General features: G+C 47.8%; 2 protein-coding genes. Both read right to left on the minus strand.

Annotation, left to right across the window (positions count from 1 at the left end; translation table 11 throughout):
• The coding region (locus BW935_RS17940; RefSeq protein WP_076503159.1) for an OmpA family protein at positions 1-2,347 on the minus strand (2,347 nt) is incomplete at its 3' end.
• A gap of 3 nt (positions 2,348-2,350) precedes the next feature.
• On the minus strand, positions 2,351-2,776 hold a 426-nt coding region (locus BW935_RS17945), incomplete at its 5' end, for a PorP/SprF family type IX secretion system membrane protein (protein WP_139325576.1).

A 2,776-nucleotide genomic window follows, 5' to 3' on the forward strand; every position in this document is an offset into this window, starting at 1 on the left:
TCAACTTCAATTCTGTTCTTCTGTTTTCTTGGTGTTGTGCTTCTGTGCAGTCTCCGCAGTCGTGAATCGGTCTTGTCTTGCCAAACCACTCTGAGTTCATCCTCGCCGCTTCCACACCTCGCTTCTTCAAGTACTCCATCACTACCTGAGCTCTGCGCTCACTCAATGACTTATTGTACTCCTCACTGCCTCGCTGATCTGTATGTCCTTCGATGTTCAAGTTCATTTGCGGCATGCGCTTCAGCATGATCGCTGTACGCTCCAGCTCTTTTCTGTGCACCGGTCTGATCGTGCTCTTGTCAAAGTCGAAGTACACGATCGGTACCGCATTCAACTCTCGCTGCAACTCTTCAAAGATGCCATTCGCATCACAGATGTCTTTATCAAGTAGTTCTTTTGGAAGTTCATACTGCTTGCTCGGGTCAGGGAAGGCTTCTAACACCAACTCCGATCTCCTGTTCAGCTGATGCTCCCACTCTGGACATGGCACGCCGTCTCCACAATCGTTGGTCAGCTTCTCCTCGCCAAACCACTCCGTTCTCACCCTTTCTTTACCTATGTTGTATTTGCTTAGGTATTCCAATACCGCATCTGCTCTTCGCTGACTCAACGCTTCATTGTATTCGTTGCTCGCTCTAGCATCTGTGTGGGAGGCTACCTTCAAGTCCAAGAAGCTATACTTCTGCATCAACTCGCCCAACTTCTGCAGTGTAGGCTCCGCATCTGTTCTGATAAATGACTTATCCAAGTCATAGTACACAATGTCTACATACACTGGCATCTGATAAGGAATCGCAGCTAGTCTGTAAGTGCGCTCCAAGGTCTCTTCTTTCAGACCTACCGTACTCAAGGTATTGTCGTAGATGCTGAAGTAGCCCTGCTTGCTGATCTTCAGCTCAAAGTTGCTCTCTGGGTTCAGCTCTGCTGTCAGTGCACCATCGGCTGCTCGCTGGGTAGCGATATTGCCTGACTGGCCTTGCTCTGTCAGCATCGCTTCAAAGCTTGCTGTAAACATATTGCCATCACAGTCCATCACTTTAGCAAGTAGCTTCTTATTCAGCTCTTCTATGCTGTAGATATCATCTAGGCCCATCCCGCCTCTTCTATCACTGCTGATAAATCTTCTACCATCGGCTGCTACGCTGTAGGAGAAGTCATCTCTGTTTGAGTTGATCGGGGCGCCCATGTTGCTCACATTGCTGATCTCCTTGCTCGCCGTGTTATAGGACGCTTTGAACACATCCATACCGCCCAAGCCTGGGTGGCCATTGCTCGAAAAGTAAAAGCTATCTCCTGCTCTGTAAGGATGGCTCTCGTTCTTTCCTGTGTTGATTCCTGCTCCTAAGTTCACTGGGCTACCGAAGTTCAGGTTTTCGTCATACTCCACATAGTAAAGGTCAAAGCCTCCCTGTCCGCCCGGCATATCCGAACTGAAGTAGATGCGCTTAGCTGCTTCATCTACATACGGGTGCATCACGCCATGCTTGGTTGGTTCATTGAATGGCATCGCCTTGTGTTCCGATAGGTTGCCATCTGCATCTACCTTGCTGTAGTAGATCTCTGCTCCTACTGCAAACTCTGGCGTACGCTTTGCCTTGGTGATTCTTCTGGTCACTGTGTAGAACATCAAACCTTTTTCATGCATGAAGCTGGGGTCTGAGAAGTGTAGCACTTCTTCATTGTTGGCACTCAGCTCTGTGACATTTCCTTCGCTATCTTTTCTAAAGATTCTGAAAAACTCCCTGTCATTGAAGTCGTACTTCTCGTCACTATAAATCTTGTTCAGGTCTAGTCTGATCGCCGGCTTATTGCTCGGCGTCACTGCTCCCCTGTCTGAGGAGAAGTACATGTGCGCTTCTTTGTCTACGACTAGGTTCATATCAGAGCCTGAGCTATTCACTCCTGCTACGGGGACTAGCTTCAAGTTGGATTTGCCATCGTACATGGCTTTCATCCTTGATGCGTCTAGCTCCGGAAAGTCTTCTGCCGTGAAGTCTGAACCTTGTAGCAGTTCGCTGATATTGACATCTCCATTGTTGAGCTGATAGCTCGACAGGATGTATTCGTAGTAATCGTCTCTGTCTGCTTCCTCAAAGCTCACCGTTTTCTTCCACCATTCATTCGACTTTTCATAGTCTCTGATCATGGTGTAGGACTGGGCTATTTTTCTAGCTGTCTCTATCTTCTCTCTCTTGCCGAAGGCTTCCTGATACACTTCAGCGGCATGCTGGTAGTTGCTCAGTTCGTATTGCTTGTCGGCATATCTCAAAAGTGCATTTTGTGCTTGGGTCTCCTGTACTGATACCAGCACCAGGAATATGACCATTATCGTCAGTAGCTTCTTCATAACTTAGAACCATCTAGGGTTTTTCATTGTCACTTTTCTCGGGGCAATGTAATAGCCCACGGATATCTCGTGCGAGTTGTTCCTATAGTCGCTCAGCACGTTCATGCTGTGGTCATAGGCGTAGCCTAGTCTCAGGTTGTTGGTCGCAAACACTTCCAACAGGAAGGCTACTGCGTTACGCTGATTCAGATTATCCTGCAAGTGTTCCATACCGCCAATCTGTACATTGGATCTGTAGGATGCTCCCAGCCACAGTCTTTCTCTGAATAGTACCATCCCGTTGATATCATAGCTCGTCGGGGCCCCCTGCACTTCTTTGATCAAGAAGCTAGGCTTGAACTGTACACTGCTCGATACTGGTATCATCACCCCTGCGGTAATGTAGTAGTGAAAATCATGGTAAGCCAATGCGATGTCTTCTCTTTCTAA

It is taken from the genome of Belliella pelovolcani (assembly GCF_900156785.1).
In the GTDB taxonomy this organism is placed as follows: domain Bacteria; phylum Bacteroidota; class Bacteroidia; order Cytophagales; family Cyclobacteriaceae; genus Belliella; species Belliella pelovolcani.